15 protein-coding genes are annotated in these 20,000 nt (G+C 72.9%); 3 read left to right on the top strand and 12 right to left on the bottom strand.

Annotated elements, in window-relative coordinates:
* Window positions 1-116 precede the first annotated feature (116 nt).
* The 3 genes from ACZ6JS_RS20820 to ACZ6JS_RS20810 all read right to left on the bottom strand — a co-directional run bounded on the left by ACZ6JS_RS20820 (window position 117) and on the right by ACZ6JS_RS20810 (window position 3,335).
* Window positions 117-1,220 carry an alpha/beta hydrolase gene (locus ACZ6JS_RS20820; protein WP_469299749.1) on the bottom strand — a complete coding sequence of 368 codons (1,104 nt, stop codon included), beginning with the start codon at window positions 1,218-1,220 and terminating at the stop codon, window positions 117-119.
* Window positions 1,221-1,344: 124 nt separating this feature from the next.
* Window positions 1,345-2,043 carry a LuxR C-terminal-related transcriptional regulator gene (locus ACZ6JS_RS20815; protein WP_469299747.1) on the bottom strand — a complete coding sequence of 233 codons (699 nt, stop codon included), beginning with the start codon at window positions 2,041-2,043 and terminating at the stop codon, window positions 1,345-1,347.
* A complete protein-coding gene (locus ACZ6JS_RS20810; protein ID WP_469299745.1) occupies window positions 2,040-3,335 on the bottom strand; it encodes a PspC domain-containing protein in 1,296 nt (431 codons plus the stop codon). Before ACZ6JS_RS20810 ends, ACZ6JS_RS20815 begins: the two co-directional genes overlap by 4 nt.
* Window positions 3,336-3,466: 131 nt before the next feature.
* On the opposite strand from ACZ6JS_RS20810, the gene ACZ6JS_RS20805 reads away from it, so the two are divergent.
* Entirely contained in the window at window positions 3,467-4,813 is a 1,347-nt protein-coding gene (locus ACZ6JS_RS20805) for a PspC domain-containing protein (protein WP_469299743.1), read from the top strand.
* A complete protein-coding gene (locus tag ACZ6JS_RS20800) occupies window positions 4,800-5,024 on the top strand; it encodes a hypothetical protein (RefSeq protein WP_469299742.1) in 225 nt (74 codons plus the stop codon). The genes ACZ6JS_RS20805 and ACZ6JS_RS20800 overlap by 14 nt, the downstream gene beginning before the upstream one ends.
* On the opposite strand, the gene ACZ6JS_RS20795 is transcribed toward ACZ6JS_RS20800, so the two are convergent.
* The 4 genes from ACZ6JS_RS20795 to guaA all read right to left on the bottom strand — a co-directional run bounded on the left by ACZ6JS_RS20795 (window position 4,970) and on the right by guaA (window position 9,388).
* The gene (locus ACZ6JS_RS20795; protein WP_469299740.1) at window positions 4,970-5,479 is read right to left on the bottom strand and encodes a DoxX family protein; all 510 of its coding nucleotides are present in this window, start codon (window positions 5,477-5,479) and stop codon (window positions 4,970-4,972) included. The two genes, ACZ6JS_RS20800 and ACZ6JS_RS20795, sit on opposite strands and share 55 nt — an antisense overlap.
* An 18-nt stretch (window positions 5,480-5,497) precedes the next feature.
* Window positions 5,498-6,754 carry a hypothetical protein gene (locus tag ACZ6JS_RS20790; protein WP_469299738.1) on the bottom strand — a complete coding sequence of 419 codons (1,257 nt, stop codon included), beginning with the start codon at window positions 6,752-6,754 and terminating at the stop codon, window positions 5,498-5,500.
* Between the two features lie 102 nt (window positions 6,755-6,856).
* Window positions 6,857-7,651 carry a class II aldolase/adducin family protein gene (locus ACZ6JS_RS20785; protein ID WP_469299737.1) on the bottom strand — a complete coding sequence of 265 codons (795 nt, stop codon included), beginning with the start codon at window positions 7,649-7,651 and terminating at the stop codon, window positions 6,857-6,859.
* Between the two features lie 150 nt (window positions 7,652-7,801).
* Entirely contained in the window at window positions 7,802-9,388 is a 1,587-nt protein-coding gene (gene guaA, locus ACZ6JS_RS20780; RefSeq protein ID WP_469299735.1) for a glutamine-hydrolyzing GMP synthase, read from the bottom strand.
* A gap of 292 nt (window positions 9,389-9,680) precedes the next feature.
* Between guaA and ACZ6JS_RS20775 the strand changes: the two genes are divergently transcribed.
* A complete protein-coding gene (locus tag ACZ6JS_RS20775) occupies window positions 9,681-9,941 on the top strand; it encodes a chorismate mutase (RefSeq protein ID WP_469299733.1) in 261 nt (86 codons plus the stop codon).
* Window positions 9,942-10,202: 261 nt separating this feature from the next.
* Here ACZ6JS_RS20775 and ACZ6JS_RS20770 read toward each other — a convergent pair whose 3' ends face one another.
* The 5 genes from ACZ6JS_RS20770 to ACZ6JS_RS20750 form a co-directional block, all read right to left on the bottom strand.
* On the bottom strand, window positions 10,203-11,837 hold the full coding sequence (locus tag ACZ6JS_RS20770) for a peptidase (RefSeq protein WP_469299732.1): 1,635 nt from the start codon (window positions 11,835-11,837) through the stop codon (window positions 10,203-10,205).
* 166 nt (window positions 11,838-12,003) lie between these two features.
* Entirely contained in the window at window positions 12,004-13,821 is a 1,818-nt protein-coding gene (locus ACZ6JS_RS20765; RefSeq protein WP_469299730.1) for a GMC oxidoreductase, read from the bottom strand.
* Window positions 13,822-13,830: 9 nt separating this feature from the next.
* Window positions 13,831-15,462: a succinic semialdehyde dehydrogenase gene (locus ACZ6JS_RS20760; RefSeq protein ID WP_469299729.1), complete on the bottom strand. Its 1,632-nt coding sequence runs from the start codon at window positions 15,460-15,462 to the stop codon at window positions 13,831-13,833.
* Window positions 15,463-15,565: 103 nt separating this feature from the next.
* A complete protein-coding gene (locus ACZ6JS_RS20755) occupies window positions 15,566-17,209 on the bottom strand; it encodes a serine/threonine-protein kinase (RefSeq protein WP_469299727.1) in 1,644 nt (547 codons plus the stop codon).
* 125 nt (window positions 17,210-17,334) lie between these two features.
* Window positions 17,335-19,935: a protein kinase gene (locus tag ACZ6JS_RS20750; RefSeq protein WP_469299726.1), complete on the bottom strand. Its 2,601-nt coding sequence runs from the start codon at window positions 19,933-19,935 to the stop codon at window positions 17,335-17,337.
* Window positions 19,936-20,000: the final 65 nt, after the last annotated feature.

The following is a 20,000-nucleotide window of genomic DNA, read 5'->3' as shown; positions in this document are numbered from 1 at the left end:
CCGGTGGGCCATGTCGTGCCGGGACCGGGCTCCCGGCCGGCGGGTACCGGGCACATCGGCCGACCGGCAGAGATCGGCCGCCCCCCGACGGCCGCTCCCTGCCGATCGGCACACCACTAGGGGGCCTTGACCACGCCGCTCAGCCAGCCGAAGGTCTGCGGCAGCTGCTTGGACCACGAGTCGAGGTTGTGGCCGCCGGTGACCTTCTCCGCGTGCACGACGGTCGGCTTCTGCGCGAGCGCCTTGAGGTCCATGCCGGACAGGTAGCCGTCCTGCTCGGCACCCGACAGCCACAGCGAGACCGCCGGCGGCGCCGGCTGGGCCTTGAGGACGTTCTTGAGGTTGTGCGAGACGCGCAGCTGCGGGTCCTGGGCGACGAGCGAGGAGGGCTCCTGTCCGGGGTCGTTGTAGCCGGACAGGGAGACGGCCGCGCTGTAGCGGTCGGGGTGGGCGATCGCCAGTTTGGCGGCGCAGTAGGCGCCGGCCGAGTAGCCCGCGACGCCCCAGGTGCGGGCCTCGTCCGAGGCCCGGAAGTTGTCGACGACCATCTTGCGGACGTCGACGCTGAACCAGCTGTCCGCATTGACCTTGCCGGGGAGGTTGGCGCAGCCGGTGTCGCCGTTGCCCAGGAGCATGGCGCGCGGCGAGACGAGGATGAACGGCTGCACCTTGCCGCTCTTCATCAGCGGCTCCAGCACCTCGTGCGCCTTGAGCCCCTGGAACCAGGACTTGCCCGTGCCCGGGATGCCCGGGATCAGCTCGACGACCGGGAACTTCTTGTCCTTGAAAGCCGGATCGTCGTACTGCGGCGGCAGCCAGACCAGCACGTCGCCCCTGACCCCGGAGATCTTCCCGTCGAGCTCGGTCTTCTGGACGCGGCCGCCGAGGCCCTCGACGGGCTGGAAGGCCTGCTTGACCTTCGGCGCCTCTTCGACCTTCTTGCCGCCCAGCCCGTCCGGGCCGAGGTCGGGAGCCGCGGTGACGTACTTGCCGGTGCCGAGCAGATCGCCCCACGAGTTGTAGAAGTGCTCGGCCCTGTTGACGGCGACGAAGACCACGGCGACGGCTGTGACCTGGGCGAACATCACCATCAGGGCACGGAGCAGGGTGCGTACGACGGCAGGGCCGCGCACCTTGCTCCAGACGGCGAGGGGAAGGATGACGGCGATCACGGTCAGCGCGATCACCGACACGAAGAAGGGTGTACCGGTCAAGCTCATCACGCCAGCCTAGAGTGCGGCCGGCGGCAGCCCGGTTGCCCAGCAGGCCTGCGGTGTGGGTCACATCGCAGGTCGCGGGCCGTCCGGCGGCACGCGGCCCGTCACACGAGCGGCACGTGAGCCGTCACACGAGCCGGCGGGCCGTGGCCCAGCGGGTCAGCTCGTGCCGGTTGGAGAGCTGCAGCTTGCGCAGCACCGCCGAGACGTGTGACTCCACCGTCTTCACCGAGATGAAGAGCTGCTTGGCGATCTCCTTGTACGCGTATCCCCGCGCGATCAGCCGCAGCACCTCGCGCTCGCGCTGCGTGAGCCGGTCCAGGTCCTCGTCCACCGGCGGAGCGTCCGTCGAGGCGAACGCGTCGAGCACGAAACCCGCCAGCCGCGGCGAGAACACCGCGTCCCCGTCCTGCACCCTGAAGATCGAGTCCACCAGGTCGGTGCCGGTGATGGTCTTGGTGACGTAGCCGCGCGCACCGCCGCGGATCACGCCGATGACGTCCTCGGCCGCGTCGGACACCGACAGTGCCAGGAACCGCACCGGATTCTCGGCGGCCCCCATCAGCGGGGCGCAGCGCCGCAGCACCTCGACGCCACCGCCACCGGGCAGGTGCACGTCGAGGAGGACCACCTCGGGCCGGGTGGCGGTGATGACGGTGACGGCCTGGTCGACGTCGGCGGCCTCGCCGACGACCTCGACGCCGGTCCGGTCGGTCTCGCCGATCTCGGCCTGCACTCCTGTGCGGAACATCCTGTGGTCGTCGACGAGCACCACCCGGACGCGCCTGGTCTCCCCCGTGCCTGCGTTCTCTCCGGCCTCGGTCATGCCGCGTTCGCCGCCCTCTCCATCTCCAGCTCGACTTCCGTGCCGCCGTCGGGCGCGGACCGCAGTCGTGCGGTCCCGCCGTTGCGCTGCATCCGGCCGATGATCGATTCTCGTACGCCCATGCGGTCTTCGGGTACCGCGTCGACGTCGAAGCCCGGTCCCCGGTCCCGTACGGACACGAACACCGTCTGCCCCTCGACCTCGGCGTACACCTGTACCGGCCCGCCCTCGCCACCGTACTTGGCGGCGTTGACCATCGCCTCGCGCGCGGCCTGGATCTGGGCGCCCAGCTTCTCGTCGAGCGGGCAGTCGCCGACGACGACGACCTCGATGGGCACGCCGTGGTGGTCCTCCACCTCGGCGGCGGTCTTCTTGACGGCCTCGGCCAGGGTGGCCGGTTCCTCGGCCTCTTCCTTGCCGGTGCCCTCGGGCTTGTAGAGCCAGTTGCGCAGCTCGCGCTCCTGGGCGCGGGCGAGCCGACGCACTTCGCCCACGTCCTCCGCGTTGCGCTGGATCAGGGTGAGGGTGTGCAGCACCGAGTCGTGGACGTGGGCGGCGACCTCGGCGCGCTCCTGGGCGCGGATGCGCATGAGCCGCTCCTCGGAGAGGTCCTGCGTCATCCGGATCAGCCAGGGTCCGGCGAGCAGGGCGACGCCGACGAGCACGGCGAGGGTGGCGGTCAGGACGTTGCCGAGCTGCGCGGCGGAGCCCCGTACGACGATGAAGACGGTGAGGCCCACGCCGACCAGGGCGACGCCGGCGAGGGCGCGGGCGGCCTGGAAGAGCCGCCCGTGCCGGCCGGCGGCGGTGCTCCAGTGGGCCCGGCGGGCGTTGTCGGCCTGCCGCCACACCAGGACCACCCCGGCCCCGACCAGCAGCGTCGGCCACACGTAGCGCCCGGACTCGCCGCCCAGCTGGACCTTGGAGATGAAGATGCCCGCGCCGATGACCAGGGCGATCAGTGCCGTGATCTGCCCGCGGTCGGGTTTGCGCAGGCGGCGGGTGCCGTCGGGGAGGGCCTCGAAGAAGGAGCGGTGCCCGGCGCGCCCGCCGACGCCCAGCGGTACGAACACCCAGAACGCGGCGTAGAGCAGTACGCCCAGCCCGTCGCCCCACATGAACAGCAGGAGGAAGGCGAGCCGGACCCAGCCCACGGGCAGCCCGAGGTGCCCGGCCAGACCGCGCGCGACACCGCCGAGCATCCGGCCGTCGGCGCTGCGGTAGAGCTTGCGCTGCGGCGGGTCGTCGGCGTCCGGGGCGTGCGGCGGGCGGGAGGCGGCGGCTACGGGCATGTCACCAAGGGTCACACGGCGGGCCGCGGCCGGGCATCAGGGCATCCCCCCAGTTCTGCCGGGGAGATCTCAGGGTTGCGCCAGGGTAGGACCGGATTCCGGGGGCCCTCGCCGACCGTCACCATGGACGCATGACCGAAGTACACGACGCCCCGCCGACCGGCGCCGGGACACCCCTGGCGGCCGAGACCCGGCCGCCCCTGCGCCGCAGCAAGCGCGACAAGGTCCTCGCGGGCGTGTGCGGCGGTCTGGGCCGGTACTTCGACCTGGACCCGGTGGTCTTCCGGATCGTCCTCGGTGTCCTCGCGGTCACCGGCGGGGTCGGCCTCATCTTCTACGGCTTCGCGTGGCTGCTGCTCCCGCAGGAGGGTGATGAGGACAGCGAGGCGAAGAAGCTGCTGACGGGCCGGGTCGAGGGCGCGACCCTGGCGGCGGTGTTCACGGCCCTGGTGGGCTGTGCGCTGTTCCTGTCGATGCTGGACAACGGCGCGCTGGCGCTGTTCTCGGGGCTGGTGGTGCTGGCGCTCGGCGGTGCCTCGTACTGGTCGCAGCGGCGACGGCAGGCCGTCGCCCCCGAGGCGGAGGCGCCCGCCCCGTGGGGCGGGGCCGCGCCCCGCGCCGCGCACACCCCGGCCGCCCCGCCGGAGACGAAGGCTCCGCCCGCTCCCGGTTCCCCCTCGTGGTGGCGGGACCCGCTGGTCAAGGACGGCACCACCGGCCCCGTCGGTTCGACGGGGTACCTGTGGGGGCCGGCCGACGTCGCCGCCGACCCGGCGGCCACCGGCGGCACGGGCGCCGCGGACGTGTCCGTACGGCCGCCCGCCGCCGGGGTCCGGGGGCGCGGCGGCATCGGCGGCCGGGTGTTCCTGCTCGCCCTGTCGGCCGGGGTGGCCGGGACGGCGGCGGACTGGAGGGGCAGCCCGCTGGGCGAGGCCCTGCAGACCGGACTCGCCTGTGCGCTGATCGTCTTCGGTCTCGGCCTCGCGGTCAGCTCCCTGCTGGGCCGCACCGGCTTCGGCACGGTCGTGCTGGCCCTGTTCACCTCGGGTCTGCTGGCGGGCGCCGCGGCGCTGCCGCGCGACATCGGCACCGACTGGGGGAAGTTCGAGTGGCGGCCGGTTGCGGTGGCCGACGTGCAGCCCGAGTACGAGGCGGGCACGGGGCTGGCCGTCCTGGACCTGAGCCGGCTGGACGTGCCGAAGGGCACCAGCGTGACCGTCAGGGCCTCCATCGACGTGGGCCGGCTCCAGGTGGTCCTGCCGCGGGAGGTCACCGCCCGGGCGGACGTCACCGTCCGGCGCCTCGGCGACATCCAGCTGCCGGGCGACTACGCGGGCCGTATCGAGCGGGCCGGACCCGGGCAGCAGAAGCGGACGGCGACGCTCGCGCCGCCCACCGGCACCGAGGCCGGCGGGACGATCGAGCTGGACCTCAGTGCGGGTATCGGACAGGTGGAGGTGGACCGTGCGGCGTCATGAGTTCCAGCCGGGACGGCTGATCGCGGGGCTGGTCCTGCTGCTGGCGGGCGTGCTCTACCTGCTCGACAGCACCGGCGAGGCGGACCTGCCGTGGTTCGCGGTCGTCCCGATGACCATGGGAGGCCTGTCGCTGGCCGCTCTGGTGGGACTGGTCACCTACGCCGTGCGCCGGGACCGGCGCGAGGCGATCTCCGAGTCCAGCGACAGGTAGGGAGCACCGGCGAGGATCAGCGGGGTCCAGGCCAGCAGGTAGATCAGGTCGTTGCCGTAGTAGTACGGGGACACCGCCCACGACACCGTGAGCCACAGGCTGAGCGAGATCAGTGCCCCGCCGACGGCCGCGATACGCGACAGCAGGCCGACCAGGGTTCCGAGGCCCACCAGGATCTCGGCGAAGGCGAGGAACACCGCGAAGCCCACGGGGGACTCCAGGGACAGGTCCACGAGGGCGGGGACCGCGGAGGTGTCGCGCACCCCGCGCATCAGGTCGCCGATGGAGCCCTCGCCGGAGGCTGCGAGGAAGGCGGGATCGAAGAGCTTGTCCAGCCCCGCGTAGACGAAGGTCACGCCGAGGAAGAGCCTCAGGGGCAGCAGGTGGTACCGGGCAGCCTGGTCACGCAGCCCGCGCGGTACGTCGGTCCGGGGAGGTGCTTCGGTTCTGGTCACGCGACATGTCTACCCCGATCACTCGGCCACGTCGATGGTGCAGCGGTTGGATTCCACTCCGGCGGCCGTGACCACCTGGATCTCGGTGCGCCCCGGTTCCACTTCCGCCGGGACCGGCACCGTCAGCACCGCGTCGGCGGGGTTGGTGAACCCGCCGGGCACCGGGACCAGCGGTACGTGCACATGGACCGCCCCGATCCGCACCACCAGCCGGGCGAGCATCTCCGGGGTCTGCGCCCCGGGCGGGACGAAGCCCACGCCGCGGATCTCGATGTCGTCCCCGGGTCGGACGGCGGCGTCCAGGTCCCCGGGCTCCCGTCTGCGTACGACCGACAGCACGAGCGGGCGGCTGCCCTCGGCGTACTTCGCCGCCAGGTACACCGTGGCCGACAGGGCGACCAGCAGGGCCAGCGACCACGGCAGCTGCGGCAGCCGGTCCGGGAAGCGGGCCAGCGAGGCCGCCGCATAGGCCAGGACGCCCGTCGAGACGAGCACGTACTGCGCGTCCGGGAAGCTGCCGCGTCCCGCGTCGTCCGTCAGCAGGTCCGCTCCGCGCGGCCGGTCGGCCGGCAGCTTCTGCAGCCGCTGGCTCATGATCCGGACGGAGACGACGCGGCGCACCAGCACCGCCACTGCGGAGGTCAGCACGACCACCGACAGCAGCGGCAGCGCCCGGTCCAGGGCGAGGCCCGCGTACAGCGCCCGGCGTTCCGGGCCGGGGGCCGACGCCGCCAGCCGCAGTGCGGGCAGCAGCGTGGCGAACGCCGTGAGCACCACCCAGGCGCTGGGCACCGCCTTCGAGGTGGACAGCCGGTTGTCCTCGCCGACCAGCGGGGCCAGCAGTCCGCCGCGCAGCGACTGGGCCCGGGCGGCGACCGTCAGCAGCCCGGCCAGCATCAGGGCGGCGAGCAGGCCGGCGGTGCGGGCCGTGGACCAGCCGGTGCCGAGCGCGGCGGCGACCTGGATCAGCAGCAGGACGCCGGCGGCGATCCACACGGCGAGGACGGCCCGCCGCGAGAACACGTACAGCCAGGAGTTCCCGGCTTCCCGGCCCCGGTCGGCGACGGTGCGGGCGGACAGGGTCAGCTCGTCGGAGACCCACTGGCGGGAGGCGCCGAGGGAGTGGGCGACGGCGGCCGGAACGCCCTGTCCGGCGGCGAACTCGTCGCGCTTCTCCAGGAACGCGGCCACCGCTCGGCGGTGGCCTTCCCGTGCGCACTCTTCGCAGGCGCAGGCAGTGGTATGGGTGCCGCGGGACATCTCTTGGACAGCCACGTACGTGCCGCCTCTCTGAACTACGGGGCAATGCCAGCGAATTGTGCACCACTGCGGCAGTGCTCCGGATTGCGCACGATGTCAGAGCAGGTGATTAACGGTTCATGATGTTGACGCCATGTCCGCGACCGTCTGCCACAGCGGCTGGTAGCTCACCCATGCGGCGAGGTCCCCGCCGAACCGCTCGCGGGTGGCGACGGCCCTGTGGTGGTCGATGTGCACCGGCTTCCCGGCGGCCCGTGCGATCAGCTGGACCTGCGCGGCCCGTTCCGCCGCGACGAACCACCAGGCGGCCGCGTCCACCGAACCGCCGACCGTCAGCAGCCCGTGGTTGCGCAGGACGAGCGCCTTGTACGGGCCGAGGGCGCGGCAGATCCGGGCGCCGTCGTGCGCTCCGTCGTACTCGTCGAGGAGCGCGTGGTCCTCGTAGAAGGCGCAGGCCTCGTGGGTGATCGGGGCGAGCAGTTCGCCGAGGGCGGCCAGGGCCCGGCCGTACGGGGCCTGGGCGCGGACGACGGCCACCGTCTCGGGGCGCGCCCGGTGCACGGCGGCGTGCACGGCGAAGGCCAGCTGGTTGACCCGCCGCTCCCCCTGCACCACGCGTCCGTCCCCGTCGACGAGCACCAGGTCCTCGGGGCCTAGGGCGGCGAAGGCGCGGCCGAAGGGGTTGACCCAGTAGCAGTCGTCGAGTTCGGGGTCCCGTGCGGTGACGTGCCCGCCGACCCCGTCCTCGTACCCGAGGCGCGCGAACAGCCGCAGCGTTCCGGCGAGGCGCTCCTTGCGGTACGCGCGCTCCTCGGCCGGATCCGTGTGCTCGGGCGGCATCTCGAAGCGCAGCCGGTCCACCGGCACCGGGCCGGGCGGCCGCGTGCCCGGCGCCCCCGTCTCCTCGGACATCGCCCGCCCTCCTCCGGTTCGGCTCCGCCGTCGTCGGCGCAAGGTACTGGCCGGCGCGTGAGGAGAACAGAGGCGCGCGAGGGCGAAACGGCGACGGCGCCGCCGCTCAGCCAGGCTGAGCGGCGGCGCCGTCGTGCGGGGCGGGGCCCCTTACTCCCACTCGATGGTGCCCGGGGGCTTGCTCGTGCAGTCGAGGACCACACGGTTCACCTCCGGCACCTCGTTGGTGATGCGGGTGGAGATCCGGGCGAGCACCTCGTACGGCATGCGCGTCCAGTCCGCGGTCATCGCGTCCTCGGAGGAGACGGGGCGCAGCACGATCGGGTGGCCGTAGGTGCGGCCGTCGCCCTGGACGCCGACGCTGCGGACGTCCGCGAGCAGGACGACCGGGCACTGCCAGATCTCGCGGTCCAGGCCGGCCGCGGTGAGCTCGTGGCGGGCGATGGCGTCGGCCTCGCGCAGCAGGTCCAGGCGCTCCTTGGTGACCTCGCCGACGATGCGGATGCCCAGGCCGGGGCCGGGGAAGGGCTGCCGCTGGACGATCTCGTCGGGCAGGCCGAGCTCCTGGCCGACCATGCGGACCTCGTCCTTGAACAGCTGGCGCAGCGGCTCGACGAGCTCGAACTCGATGTCGTCGGGGAGGCCGCCGACGTTGTGGTGCGACTTGATGTTCGCGGTCCCGGTGCCGCCGCCGGACTCGACGACGTCCGGGTACAGGGTGCCCTGCACGAGGAAGGCCACCGCGGGGCCGTCCTCCTGGAGGATCTCCAGCTGGGCCTGCTCGAAGACGCGGATGAACTCGCGGCCGATGATCTTCCGCTTGGTCTCCGGGTCGGAGACGCCGGCGAGCGCGGTCAGGAAGCGCTCCTGGGCGTCGACGACCTTCAGCTGCACGCCGGTGGCGGCGACGAAGTCCTTCTCGACCTGCTCGGTCTCACCCTTGCGCATCAGGCCGTGGTCGACGTAGACGCAGGTCAGCTGGGAGCCGATGGCCTTCTGCACGAGGGCCGCGGCGACCGCGGAGTCCACGCCGCCGGACAGGCCGCAGATGGCGCGCTTGTCGCCGACCTGGGCGCGGATGGCCGCGATCTGCTCCTCGACGATGTTGCCGGTGGTCCAGGTGGGGGCCAGGCCGGCGCCGCGGTAGAGGAAGTGCTCCAGGATCTGCTGGCCGTGCGTGGAGTGCATCACCTCGGGGTGGTACTGCACGCCGTACAGCTTCTTCTCGTCGTTCTCGAAGGCCGCCACGGGCACGACGTTCGTCGACGCGGTGACGCTGAAGCCCTCGGGGGCGGCGGAGCAGGCGTCGCCGTGCGACATCCACACCGACTGATTCTCCGGGGTGCCCTCGAAGAGGGTGGACCCGGTCCTGGAGACCTGCAGCGGGGTGCGGCCGTACTCGCGGGCGCCGGTGTTGTCGACGGTGCCGCCGAGGGTGGTCGCCATCAGCTGGAAGCCGTAGCACATGCCGAAGACGGGGATCCCGGCCTCGAAGATGGAGCGGTCCAGCTGCGGGGCGCCCTCCTCGTAGACGGAGGACGGGCCGCCGGAGAGGATGATCGCCTTCGGGTTCTTGGCCAACATCTCGTCGACGGGCATCGAGCTCGGCACGATCTCGCTGTAGACCCGTGCCTCGCGGACGCGGCGGGCGATGAGCTGGGCGTACTGGGCGCCGAAGTCGACGACGAGAACCGTGTCCGGGGCGCTGTCGTGGGCGGCGGAGGGTGCTTCTGGCACGGGGCGGCCTTCCGGCGGAAGAGGGGGCTGTTCTGTCGATTCTAACGGGGGACGCCGGGGCCCCTTCGTCTCACCATCCGAATCGGCTTGGCACGCGACGGGACGCCGGGCCATAATCCGTTCCGTGCGCAAGCAGCTGAGCTTCCTCTTTACCTATGGCACCGGTCGGTCCGGTCGCCATGGGTCATCGTGATGCTCGCTTGAGCCGCTGACTTCCCAGAGCGCCCCGGTCCGCCAGGACCGGGGCGCTCTGCGTTTCCGCTCCTGCCGGCACGACCCACAGGAGAACACCATGAGCGTCACCACCACCCCCGAGCAGCTGATCGCCGAGTCCCGGAGCCGTATCGACGCCATCGACGACCGGATCATCGGGCTGATCCAGGAGCGGATGGCCGTCTCGACGGTCATCCAGGACGCCCGGATCGCCTCCGGCGGGCGCCGGGTGCACCTGTCCCGCGAGATGGAGGTGCTGTCCCATTGGAGCGATGCCCTCGGCAAGCCCGGCACCGCCCTCGCGATGACCCTGCTGGAGCTGTGCCGGGGCCGGGTGTGACGGCTGTTCGTCACCCGTCCGGAGCGTGACCGGCCCCGGGACGCTTCGTTGGTGAGGATGTCCGCGGCAGCCAGCCGCGGAACCGCAACACCACGCGTGGCTCCGCAGGAGCGATGAGACGTACGCCTCGTGGTGCGTGCGTCGTGGGACCTCGCTCCTTCGCGTGACCGGACGGCAGGGGACAGCAGCCCGGTCACCCCGTAAGGACGGCCGGCCCCGGGGACGCCCAGGGCCGGCCGTTCTGCGTACAAAGCCGCGAGGCTAGGCGTGCGTGCCGGTCCTGCGGCGGAAGGCCAGGACCAGGCCGCCGCCCGCGGCCACGAGCACCGCGCCGCCGAGCGCGAGCATCCCGGCGGAGCTGCCGGTGGCGGCGAGGCCGCCGTTCGCCGTGGCACCCGAGGTCGCGGTGGCGCTGGGCGTGGCCGAGGTGGAGGCCGTCGCGGTCGGCGAGGGGCTGGTCGTCGCGGTCGCGGTCGGCGTGGCGCCGCCGTCCTTCGCGGCGATGACGACGGACGCCTTGTCGTTGGCGTGGTTCGGGTCCCAGGGCTGGCCCTTGGTGCCCTCGGGCGTCCACTGGCCGACCGAGACGGAGCCCGCCGCGTTCGCCACGACCTGCTCGATCTTCAGCTCGAACGGGTAGCTGATCTTCTCCCGCTCCCCGACGACGTGGCCGGTGGAGCAGAAGTAGCGCGGTGCGCCCAGCGTCTGCTCGCGGGCGGTGCCGTCGGCGTTGACGCCGTGGCAGCCGGCCGGGACCTTGGTGACCTTCGTGCCGGCCGGTACCACGATGTCGGTGCGGGCGACGCTCTCACCGGACCGCAGGTTCGCCACCCAGGCGGGGCCGTTGTTACGGAAGCCGAAGTCGGCCCTGACCGTCTCGCCCGCCCCGCCCGCGAGGGCGACGGGCCAGGCCACGAGGTCGGCGCTGTTCCTCGTCCTGAAGTCGAACTCCTGGAGGTTGTTCCAGGGATCGAGGTCCGCCGACTGTGCGGTGGCCTTGGCGGCGTGCTCCCGCACGGCCAGCTTCTTGCCGCCGGTCGGCTTCTTGGACGTCTTGCCGGCCTTCGGCTGGTGACCGTCGGCGTACACGGCGTAGGTGAGGGTGTCGGCGAAGGCGTGCGGGGCGGCCTTGAGGGTCAGCGATCCGTCGACCCCGTAGACGCTGCCCGGCTTGTACTCGCCCTCCAGCAGGCACTGCACCGTGCTCCAGCCCGTGTTCAGGGGCTGTCCCTCACCGGCGTCCTCGGAGTAGGAGCAGTTGTCGTACTGCTCCAGCAGGTCGATGCCGTGCGTGGTGCGCATCTCCAGGACGACGCCCTGGACGGACTCCGTTCCCTTGTTCGCGAAGACGATCGACAGGTTCTGCTTGTCGCCCGGCTTCTGCTCCTCCTTGAGCCCGGCCCGCTCCAGTACGAGGTCGGGGCCGCCGACCCGGACCTTGGTGGTGGCGGCCTTGAAGGTGGCGCCCTCGGCCTTGCCGGTGACGGTGAGGTCGGCGGTGGCTCCGGCCTTGCTGCCCTGGGCGGCGCTGAGGTCCAGGTCGACGACGCCGGTCTCGCCCTTCCACAGCGCGGGGCGCTTGCAGGTGACGGCCGCTTCGGTGAGCGTGCAGTCCGAGCCCTGCTGTTTCGCGAGCGCGACGTCGGCGATCCCCTTGAGGCCGCTCAGGTCGATCGTGAAGGTGCTCTGGCGGTCGAACGCGGAGGCGGTGTCGTTGACGAGCCGGAACTCGACCGAGGTCTTCTGCGGTGCGCCGCTCTGCCCGGAGTGGGGGCGCAGGCCGACCTCGGCCGGTCCGGCCAGGGTGAAGACGGGGTCCGCGGCGTGTGCGGGAGTGGCTGAGAGCCCCAGGGCGGCGACGCCGCAGGCAGCCAGCAAGGAGATGCGCTTTCTCATGCTGCCGTTGACGGTCGAGCGCGAGTTCCAGTTGCCTCGTTGGCCATGTGATCGACGCCACAGCCCGGCTCGGCGGATTCCGGTACAACCATCAAGGCTGAACATCTGTCACGTATGTACCGCGGTGGGTACCGCGCTCGGAGGGGGAGCGCGGTACCCACCGTCGTCATCCGGCAGGTTCCGGATCCCGTGGGGGAATTTCGGGGACGGCCAGGAACGGCAGCCGAAGCGCGCCGAAGGCGTCCGCGGGCACGGCAGGCCGGACCGGCTCCACCGCGTCCAGGCGGGCGTAGGCCTCGCCCTGCTCGGGCCGCGGGTCCCGCTCGCCCTTGTTGGGCCAGTACGACATCGCCCGCTCCGCCTGTGCGGTGATCGTCAGCGACGGGTTGACCCCCAGGTTCGCGGAGACAGCCGAGCCGTCCACCACCGAGATGCCCGGATGCCCGTAGAGCCGGTGGTACGGGTCCACCACGCCCTCGTCCGCCGACGCCCCGATCGGGCAGCCGCCGAGGAAGTGCGCGGTCAGCGGGGTCCCCATCAGCTCGCCGATGTTGCTGCCGGGGAAGCCGTTGATCTCCTCTGCCAGCAGGGTCGCGGCCTGCGTGGCCTCCGCGATCTGGACCGGGTTGGGGGCGCCGTGCCCCTGGCGGGCGGTGAGCAGGCCCTTCCCGATGCCGCCCGGCTTGCGGTACGTGGTCAGCGAGTTGTCCAGGGACTGCATGACCAGGCCGATGATGGTCCGCTCCGACCAGCGTCGGTTGGACAGCGACCGGGCCAGCTGGAGGGGGTGCCTCGCGGTCCTGGCCAGCCAGCCGCGGACCCGGTGGGCGCTGTGGGGCACCTGCAGGACGGTCATGAACCCCATCGCGTTCGAGCCCTTGCCGTAGCGGACCGGCTCGATGTGGGTGTCGGCGTTGGGGTGCACGGACGAGGTGATCGCCACGCCCCTGGTGAAGTCGGCCCTCCGCTCCTGCCCGGGGCCCGCGCCGCGCCGCCTGCGGTAGCGGCGGTCGTCGGTCTGCGCGCCGATGATGCCCTCGGAGTTGGTCCGGGTCAGCTCGCCGAGCCGCTGCGACAGGCGCGGCAGCTCGCCGCGGTCCTTCATGGTGTGCAGGAGGGTCTGCGTACCGTACGTGCCCGCGGCGACGACCACGTATCGGCAGCGCAGCACCTTCGCCTTCCCGCGGCGGCGGCCGTCGGTGGGCACGGTGCGGACGCGGTGGCCGCCGTCCGGGTGCTCGGACAGGGCGGTGACGGTCGTCATGGGGTGGATGACGGCGCCGGCCCGCTCTGCGAGGTGGAGGTAGTTCTCGTTCAGGGTGTTCTTCGCGCCGTGCCGGCATCCGGTCATGCACTCGCCGCACTCGGTGCAGGCCCTGCGGGCGGGGCCGGCGCCGCCGAAGTAGGGGTCTGCGGCCTCCTCGCCGGGCCGGGCGCGGGGCCCGTCGGCGGCGTCCTCGCCGTCTCCGAAGAAGACGCCGACCGGGGCCATGTGGAAGGTGTCCGCCACGCCCATCTTCTCGGCGACCGCCTTGAGGTGGACGTCGGACGGGGTCATGGTCGGGTTGAGGCGCACCCCGAGCATCCGCTTGGCCTGGTCGTAGTAGGGGGCGAGTTCCTCGCGCCAGTCGGTGATGGACGCCCACTGCCGGTCCTCGAAGAAGGCCCGGGGCGGCACGTACAGGGTGTTGGCGTAGTTGAGCGAGCCGCCGCCGACGCCGGCGCCCGCGAGCACCATGACGTTGCCGAGCAGGTGGATCCGTTGGATCCCGTACAGCCCGAGGGCCGGGGCCCACAGGTAGTTGCGCAGGTCCCAGCTGTTCTTCGGCAGGCTCTCGCGGGTGAAGCGGCGTCCTGCCTCCAGGACGCCGACCCGGTACCCCTTCTCGGTGAGGCGCAGGGCCGAGACCGACCCTCCGAAGCCCGATCCGATGACGATGACGTCGTAGTCGTAGGCGTCGTCGGACGCGTCGTCGTGCGACACGGATACCCCTTAGCGCAGTCGGAGAGCCTTCATGACCTTGAGGCTGCGGGTCATGAACGCCGCGTACTTCTCGTCGTCCATCCCCAGCGAGGGCGCCATCGGGACCAGCCGCTGGTGGGCGACGGTCTGGGCCTCGGTGTACTTGAGGATGCCCTCGGAGCCGTGGCGGCGGCCGAGGCCGGAGTCCTTCATGCCGCCCATGGGCGCCTGGGCGCTGCCGTAGGCGGGGGCGTAGCCCTCGTTGATGTTGACGGTGCCGGTGCGCAGGCGGGCGGCGACGGCGTGGCCGCGGCGGGCGTCCTTGGTCCAGACGCTGGAGTTGAGGCCGTAGGCGGTGGCGTTGGCCTCCGCGATGGCCTGCTCCTCGTCGGTGAACCGGTAGATCGAGACGACCGGGCCGAAGGTCTCCTCGCCGCAGACCGCCATGGGGGCCTCGACGCCGTCGAGGATGGTGGGCTCGTAGAAGAGCGGGCCGATGTCGGGGCGGGCGGTGCCGCCGGCGACGAGGGTGGCTCCCTTGGCGACCGCCTCGTCCACGTGCCGCTGTACGGTCTCCAGCTGGCGCTCGCCGACCAGCGAGCCCATGTCGGCGCCGTAGGAGAGGGAGCTGCCCAGGCGCATGGCCCTGGTACGGGCGGCGAACCGCGCGACGAAGTCGTCGGCGATCGAGGCGTGGACGTAGAGCCGCTCGATGGATATGCACAGCTGGCCGGCGGAGGAGAAGCAGGCGCGGACGGCGCCCGCGGCGGCCTTCTCGACGTCGGCGTCGTGCAGGACGAGCATGGCGTTCTTGCCGCCGAGTTCGAGGGAGACGCCGACGAGCCGGTCGGCGGCGCCCCGGGCGACCTCGCGGCCGGTGCGGGTGGAGCCGGTGAAGGAGACGTAGTCGGCGTGGCGGACCACCTCGGGGCCGACGACGGGACCCTCGCCGAGGACGATCTGGAAGACCTCGGCGGGCAGCCCGGCCTCGATCAGCAGGTCGCGGGCCCACAGGGCGGTCAGGGCGGTCTCGGTGTCGGGCTTCATGACGAGCGCGTTGCCCGCGACGAAGGCCGGCAGGGCGTCGCCGACCGACAGCTCCAGGGGGTAGTTCCAGGGGGCGATCTGGCCGACGACGCCACGCGGCTGGCGCAGCTCGGTGACCTTGGTGAGGGTGGGCATCGCGCCGGTGTGGCCCTTGGGGCGCAGGTAGGAGGGTGCCTTGCGGCCGTAGTGGCGGGCCGATACGGCGACGGCCTGGACCTCCTCGTGGGCGTGCAGGCGGGCCTTGCCGGTCTCCAGCTGGATCAGGTCGAGGACTTCGGCCTGCCGGGCGAGGACCAGGTCGTGGAAGCGCAGCAGGACGGCCGCCCGCTGCCGTACGGGGACGGCCGCCCAGGCGGGCTGGGCGGCGCGGGCCCGGTCGAATGCCTCGGCCACGTCCTCGGGGGTGGCCTCGGGGAGCTCCGCCAGCCGGTCCCCGGTGAAGGGGGTGTGATTGGCGGTGCGGCCGGAGCCGATCACTCCGCGGGTCAGCCGTGCGACCAGGTCGGGGGTCACCACGTCGGCTGCGGTCCGGGCGCCGACCGGGGCCGGGGCGACCGGGTTGGTGGGCTGCGGCGCGGTGCGGAGGGGGGCTTCGGAGGCCTGCGAGTCCGTCATGCCGGTGAGCGTATTGCGCCCGACAGCCTTTGGGTACCCGCCGGTAACCGGATTTTGCCTTTTCCGCCAGTGATCGCTGGCAGGATGCCCGGATCGGTGCCGATCAGGGCTTCTTGGGGGCCGGCTCCCAGCCACTGAGTACGACGTCGAACTGCTGCTCGGTCGTGGCCCAGCTCGCGACCGGGCTCGACATGTAGATGGCGTACTCCGTGCCGTCCGGAGCGATGTACATCTGCTCCTTGGCCCGGCGCGGGCCGGGGTGGTTCTGCTTCTCCGTCCAGGTGAAGTCCCAGAGCGCGGCCCGGGTGCTGTCCCGGAAGGTGTTCTGGTTCAGCCGGACCTTCTTGTAGTCCGTCCGCTTCGCCACCTGCTTCTCCAGGTCGGTCAGGTGGTCCAACGGGGTCCCGTAGTCCGGGGTGGGGTCGGCGGCGATCCGGATGAAGTGCTTGCCGTCGTCCGGGGTGTAGTCGATCTGGTCGCCGTTCGCCTTGCGCGTCCAGCCCTCGGGGACGAACAGGGTGAAACCGGCGAGGGGGTCGACGACCTTCGTGTAACCGGCCGGCGGGGCCGCCGCCTGCGGCTTGCCGTCGTCGCCCGACTGCCCGCCGGTCGACGTCGCGACCCGGTCCGGATCGCCCTGCTTCCCCGCGTCCCCGGTGTACTTGAGCACCCCGAAGACGCCGCCGCCGCCGAGCAGCGCGGCCACCAGGGCCACCACCGCGGCGCGCTTGAGCCAGCCGCCGTCCCGGTCCGCGGGCGCGGCCGCGGACCCGCTGCCGGAGACCGCGGGCTCCGGCAGCGGGGCCGTCTGTGCGACGTCCTCGTGCGGGGCCGGGGCCTCGGACCGGTCCTGCGCCGGGGCGAGCTCCTCGGAGGTGACCGCCCGCGTGGGCACGTAGGCGTGCGCCGCCTTCGGCTCGCGGCCCTCCATCGCCTCCAGCAGCATCCGCTCGGCCTCCTCCGCCGAGGGCCGCTCCATCGGGTCCTTGCGCAGCAGGGACGTGATCACCGGACCCAGCGCCCCGGCCTGGCGCAGCGCCGGCGGCTCGTCGTTGACCACGGCCTGCATGCTGGAGATGGGCGAGGTACGACGGAAGGGGGAACGGGCCTCCACCGCCGTGTAGAGGGTGGCACCCAGCGACCACAGGTCCGAGGACGGGTCGGGGATCCCACCGGTGACCCGCTCGGGCGCCAGGTAGTCGATGGAGCCGACGATCTCGCCGGTACGGGTGATGGACGAGTCGCCCTCGATCGCGGCGATCCCGAAGTCCGTGAGCAGCACCCGGCCGTCCTTGGCGAGCAGCACGTTGCCCGGCTTCACGTCCCGGTGCAGCACGCCGACCGCGTGCGCGGCGCGCAGCGCGCCCAGCACGTGCAGCCCGATCCGGGCCGCCTCGCGGGGCTCGATCCGCCCCGCCGCTTTGGCCGCTTCGGCGAGGGAGGGGCCGTCGATGTACTCCATGACGATCCACGGCCGGTCGTCGTGCTCCAGCACGTCGTGGACGGTGACCACCGCCGGGTGCTGGATCCGGGCGGCCGCCCGGGCCTCCTTCTGCGTCCGGGCGTGCATGACGTCCCGGTCGGCCTGGGCGACGTACAGACCCGCCGTCAGTTCCTTGACCGCGACGGTCCTGTGGAGCAGCTCGTCATGCGCGCGCCACACCTTTCCCATGCCGCCACGGCCGATCGGCTCGACGAGCCTGTACCGGCCCGCCAGCACGGCGCCCCCACCTGTCTGCTGTTCCACGAATTCCCGCCGCTCTCTGCACTTCAGGCCAGATTACGGAGCCCACGGGGGCTGTCGGAACCGCCCGGGCGCCGAAAGACGGCACTGTGACGCAATCGCCGTACTGATCAGTCGTCAATATCCGCTCATCCGCCCGCCTTGTAACTCGCCGTGGCCTTCTCGAAGACCTCGGTGACCTTGGTCTGTTCGTCCTCCGGACCGGTCACCAGGACGACGTGGTAACTGCCGCCCAGCGCGACGACGAAATTGCGGGCGAACACGTTGCGACCGGTCCCGTCGATCCACGTGTAGCGCCCCGTTGCCCGCAGTTGCTGTCCGACCCTGGTGGTCTTCACGTCCCCGACGGTCGACCAGGTGGAGGTCCGGTACGGCGTCAGCTCGGGCTCCTTGTCCTTCTGGTACGCCGCCGGGTCCGGATTGCCCTCGACCTTGTCCCGGCCGGGCACCACGGTCAGCACGAACGCCCCGTCGGTGTACCGCACCTGGCCCGCCTCGTTGATCCCGCGGCGCTCCCAGCCCTCGGGGACGGCGATCTCGAAGTGCTCCGGGTCCTGCTGGGTGGTGTAGCCGGGCGGAGCCGGCGCGGGTGCGGCCTGCGACGCGGCGGGCCCCGTCGTCTGGGGCGCGGGCTTGGACTCGGGCGTGCCGGTGGGCACCTGGGAGGGGCTCGGCCGCGGCGACGTGTGCGCGGTGGCCTCCCCGGGGCCGTCCTGCTCCTGGGGAACCCCGGCCCGGGGCATGAACAGCATGGCGTACGCGACGGCCCCGGCGAGGAGGACCAGGATGCCGACGAGCAGGGTCCGGCCGAGCGCCCGCGGCTTGCGGGCGGCCGTGGGGTTGCGGTGCCGTCCGTGGACCTCGCCGCGGCGGCGCACGACGGGCAGCCGAGCGGGATCCGCCTCCGGCATCGGGAGCATCCCGATGCCGGCGTCCGGCTCGGGTGCGGACCGTACGAGTGAGCGCAGCCAGCCTCGCAACTCCTCGAAGTCGGGCCGCTCGGTGGGGTCCTGGCGCAGCAGCGACTCCACGACGGGGCGGAGCGCGCCGCAATCCTCGGCGAAGGCGGGCGGCTCGGCGCAGACCATCTCGACGAGCTCGGCGACGCTGTCCTCCGGATACGGGGCGTGGCCCTGCACGGCGCGGTAGAGCAGCGCGCCGAGCGCCCAGAGGTCGGTGGCGGGCCCGACGGGTGCCGCCAGCTGCCAGTGCCCGTGCACGGGGCCGGCCTGTTCGGGGGCCCACCGCTCGGTGATCGCGCCGACCACGGCCATGCGCGTGTGCCGTGCCCGCTCGGCGTCGAGCCCGGTCCACGGGGCCGGCTCCGCAGGGCGCTGCGGGGCAGGCTCAGGTGCCGGGGGTGGGCCTGCGGGCGCGGGGCGCCCCGGGGGCTCGGCCTGTCGGTAGCCCTGGGGAAGCGCGAGCTGCGCGGGCAGCGCGGGCGCCGGCGGTTCGGCCCGGCTCCACGCGGGCGGGGCGGGGACGGGCCACGGCTGGGCCCCGGGGCTCGGCTCCGTCCTCGGCGCGGGCTCGGGCCTCGACGCGGGCTCCGGCTCGGGCCTCGGCCCCGACGCGGGTTCCGGCTCGGGCTCCGGCCCCGACGCGCGTTCCGGCCGGGGCACGGTTTCGGGCTGCGGCAGGGCCGGGCGGCGCGGGGTGGCGCCGTGCCAGGCACCGTCGGTGCCGGTACCGGCACCTGTCTCCGGTCCTCCGCCGTACGGGTACGAGTAGCCCTGCGGGAGGGTCGATCCCTCGGGCCGGCGCTCGGGCGCGGCCGCGGATCCCGCCTCGATCGCGGCCCCGGTCCCGGTCCCCGCCTCGGCCTTCCGCTGCTCGGTGACTCTGGCGGCTGCGGCCCGCGTGCCCGCCCGGTACGCGGCGACGGCCCCGGCACGTGCGGCGGCCTGGAGGTCGGCACGGTCCTGCGGCCGCCCGGGGGTGATGTGGTCGTTGTACCGCGGCCCGGTGTCGTACCCGGGGGCCACGAGCGGCGCGTACCCGGGGGCGGCCTCCGCTGCGGACACCTGCGGCGGGGGCGGGACCTGTGCCGGGGTCGGAAGCGTCTGCACCGGAAGCGGTGGGGCCGGCACGTGGGCCGGTAACGGGGCGGGTGCGGAGCCGGCGCCCCACCGCTCGTCGGGGCCGGCGTCACCGGTGCGGGGGACGGGGTCGTACCCGCACAGGGCCTCCTCCGCGGCCCCGGCCGCGAGGCCGGTCAGTACGACCCGGCCGTCCTCGCAGACCAGCACCGTCCGGACGGTGATGTTCCGGTGCGTCCAGCCGTGCGCGTGCAGCACGCGCAGCGCGGTGAGCACGTCCGACGCCACCTCAGCAGCCCGGTAGGGGGTGAGGGGTTCGTCGGCGAGCAGTGCGGCCAGTGGCCTGGCCGGGACCAGTTCGCTCACTATCCACAGCGACTCGCCCTCGGCGAACACGTCGAAGACCTGGTCCAGCCGGGGATGGTCGGGAATCGAGGCCGCGGCCTGCGCCGCCTCGATCGCGCGCCGTACGGCCGGCAGGTCGGCCGGAGCGCGGCGGGTCGCCGGAACGGCCATCGGCCCGTCCATCAGCTCGGCGTCCACGACCTCCGGCAACGGCACCTGGCGCACCAGGACTTCCTGTCCGCTGCGCGTGTCGAAGGCACGGGTCTCGACGAGCTCGTACTCGTCGGACGGCGGCAGCGGCAGGCGGTAGCGGCCGGCCAGGATCCGGCCCGCGTACTCCTCCACATCGCCTCCCCCGAGTGCGGCAGGCCCCCCAGGGCCCCGCTGACACGATACGTCGACAGGGGCGC

It is taken from the genome of Streptomyces sp. NPDC046349 (assembly GCF_055587885.1).
Note: the sequence above shows the minus strand (reverse complement) of the source record. Positions and strands in the feature narration are given on the sequence as shown.